This window comes from Paenibacillus sp. OT2-17 (assembly GCF_009827695.1).
Lineage (GTDB): Bacteria > Bacillota > Bacilli > Paenibacillales > Paenibacillaceae > Paenibacillus > Paenibacillus polymyxa_B.
The window spans coordinates 1-2,647 of sequence record NZ_WUDQ01000514.1 but is presented as its reverse complement, the minus strand read 5'-3'; the positions used below and the strand labels follow the sequence as shown (position 1 = coordinate 2,647).

Here is a 2,647-nt window from a genome sequence, read left to right as displayed (position 1 = left end):
GGTAGAGGCGACCAAATTTACAGAAGTGGGTTACGTCGGTCGTGATGTGGAATCCATGGTGCGTGATCTGATGGAAACCTCCATTCGCATCGTTAAGACGGAACGAACAGAGAATGTGAAGGACAAAGCGGAGGACATGGCAAATGAACGGATTGTCAGCATCCTTGTACCTGCAGAAAAGTCAAACAAATCGCAACGTAATCCCTTTGAAATGCTGTTTGGCAATAACACGGGAACTTCGGTAGAAGAAGAACCACCACAACAGGATGGATCTTTGGCGGAAAAGCGCCGTAAGGTTAAATTCGATCTGTTATCCGGTAAGCTTGAGGATGATGTTATAGAGATTGATGTGGAGGATACTGCACCCAATATGCTCGATATGTTTGCTGGGCAAGGGAATGAACAAATGGGTATGAATATGCAGGAGATGTTCGGAAGTTTTCTGCCCAAGCGGACGAAGAAGCGCAAGCTACCAGTCAAGGAAGCTCGCAAGGTGTTGATTCAAGATGAAGCCGCCAAATTGATCGATATGGATGATGTGATTCAGGAGTCTGTGAAGCGTGCTGAGCAATCCGGTATTATTTTTATTGATGAAATAGATAAGATTGCCAGCCAGGGTAAGGGTAGTGGCCCCGATGTGTCAAGAGAAGGCGTCCAGCGCGATATTTTACCTATTGTCGAGGGATCTACCATCATGACCAAATACGGTCCGGTAAGAACAGATTACATTCTGTTTATTGCTGCAGGTGCTTTTCATGTTGCAAAACCATCTGACCTGATCCCTGAGCTTCAGGGCCGTTTCCCAATCCGTGTGGAATTAAGTAGCCTGACCTTGGATGAGTTTGTGTCGATATTGACGGAGCCTAAAAATGCGCTGACCAAGCAATACACTGATTTACTCCGTACTGAGGAGATTGAAGTCGAATTTTCTGAGGAAGCGATCCGTGAGATTGCCAGCATTGCTGAGTCTGTAAATCGCAACACCGAAAATATTGGCGCACGTCGTTTGCATACCATTCTAGAAAAGCTGCTGGAGGATCTGTCGTTTGAAGCACCAGAGCTTACATTGGATCGTATGATCATTACCCCGGAATATGTACGTGAGAAGCTGGGAGATATTGCCCAAAACAGGGACCTTAGTCAGTATATTTTATGAATAGGGTTTCTAAAAATAGGGTGTGTGGTCCAGAATAACACTATCTTGCACTGTCGTTTAGACCTAGATAATGGTCAAGTTGATGATTTTTCTGTCTATTCCAAAAGTAGGACGTATAATCTTTTACAGGTGTAAAGTGCTAAGAAAACATTCATTTTCTTGAAATAAACCTGAAAAATTTAACATTTTATGCATCTAAAGCCCTCTTTTTTAAAAAAGATAGGGCTTTTTTCTTATTGTAATTAGGTCCCAACTCTACGAAACTTAGAATATATGACAGAAAGTTATTATTTTCTACTTAAGACCTAAAAGAAATGTATAATTATGAAATTTTATTGTCGAAAAAAAGTGAAAAATCTTGTTTTATTGAATCTTACTTTGGAGTAGACGCTGGGAGGGAGGAGCTAAATGAATCTGCTGGGTGATATGAGCTTTCAAAAGCTTCAGGCAGGTGTACAGGCGGCAAATACGAGACAACGTGTGATGGCGGACAATATATCCAATGCGGATACCCCGTATTTTAAGCGTTCGGAGGTTTCATTTGAAGAACTGCTTCAGCAGCAAATGGACGGTGATGTCACACCACTACGTGGAAAAGTAACCAATTCAAGACATTTTCAAATAGGACCTGTGAACTCCATTCCAGATGCCACGGTCACCAAAGATGGGTACTCAGTCATGAATAACAATATGAACAACGTAGATATCGACAGAGAAATGAGTCTTATGGCTGAAAATCAACTAAGATATAATACCTACATCCAAGAAATTAATGAGCGCATCAAAATGATGAGAACAGCGGTAGAAGGGAGATAGGATTAGGTGAAGATTAACAACGGCTTTGATATTAGTGCATCTGCTCTTACGGCCCAACGGTTGCGGATGGACGTTATATCTAGCAACATTGCCAACGCAGAGACAACTCGGGCGAAAGTAGAGAATGGACAAGCAGTTCCATATCGGAGAAAAACGGTTGTTTTGGAGCCGAACCAATCTGGCTTTGCCGATGTTTTAAAGGCTCAAATGGAAGGAAGTAGCACAAGCGCTGCTGGCGTTAAGGTTTCGCAAATTCAGGAAGATCAGTCACCTTTGAAGCCTGTGTACAATCCGGGTCACCCGGACGCTGATAAAGATGGCTATGTATATATGCCTAATGTAGACATTATGAAAGAAATGGTCGACATGATTTCCGCAACACGCTCATACGAAGCCAATGTAACAGCTCTGAATGCATCAAAGGCTATGGTTTCCAAAGCGCTTGAAATCGGTCGCTAAGTTCTAGGACTACTAACTACTTAATAGGGAGAGTAAAACATGATTCAGAACGCCATGTTTAATGTACAGACACCGGTAATACAGCAGATTCAATCGCCTAACAATGAGTTGACGAAAGCGACGCCTTCCGAATCCTTGAAGGATTTTGGTTCCTTCCTAAAGGATGCTCTCAATGAAGTAGGGCAGCAGGAAGCCGCTACGCACCAGATGTCCGAC

At 42.8% G+C, this 2,647-nt stretch carries 3 protein-coding genes; all 3 read left to right on the top strand.

Annotation, left to right across the window (positions count from 1 at the left end):
• A partial coding sequence (gene hslU / locus GRP75_RS23915) for an ATP-dependent protease ATPase subunit HslU (protein WP_160790561.1) occupies positions 1–1,156 on the top strand: 1,156 nt, incomplete at its 5' end.
• Between the two features lie 408 nt (positions 1,157–1,564).
• Positions 1,565–1,972, top strand: a complete 408-nt coding sequence (flgB, locus tag GRP75_RS23910) for a flagellar basal body rod protein FlgB (RefSeq protein WP_013309883.1) — start codon at positions 1,565–1,567, stop codon at positions 1,970–1,972.
• Positions 1,973–1,978: 6 nt separating this feature from the next.
• Complete coding sequence (gene flgC / locus GRP75_RS23905) at positions 1,979–2,431, top strand: flagellar basal body rod protein FlgC (protein WP_013309884.1); 453 nt, start codon at positions 1,979–1,981, stop codon at positions 2,429–2,431.
• The last annotated feature ends 216 nt before the right edge of the window (positions 2,432–2,647 follow it).